General features: G+C 54.5%; 1 rRNA gene. It reads left to right on the top strand.

What is annotated here, in order from left to right:
- A 16S ribosomal RNA gene (locus G3N94_RS42055) occupies nt 1–266 on the top strand; the annotation flags it as partial.

Below are 266 nucleotides of genomic sequence, written 5' to 3'. Positions count from 1 at the left end.
CCAGACTCCTACGGGAGGCAGCAGTGGGGAATTTTGGACAATGGGCGAAAGCCTGATCCAGCAATGCCGCGTGTGTGAAGAAGGCCTTCGGGTTGTAAAGCACTTTTGTCCGGAAAGAAATCCTTGGTCCTAATATGGCCGGGGGATGACGGTACCGGAAGAATAAGCACCGGCTAACTACGTGCCAGCAGCCGCGGTAATACGTAGGGTGCAAGCGTTAATCGGAATTACTGGGCGTAAAGCGTGCGCAGGCGGTTTGCTAAGAC

It is taken from the genome of Burkholderia sp. Ac-20353, from assembly GCF_017104785.1.
In the GTDB taxonomy this organism is placed as follows: domain Bacteria; phylum Pseudomonadota; class Gammaproteobacteria; order Burkholderiales; family Burkholderiaceae; genus Burkholderia.
Note: the sequence above shows the minus strand (reverse complement) of the source record. Positions and strands in the feature narration are given on the sequence as shown.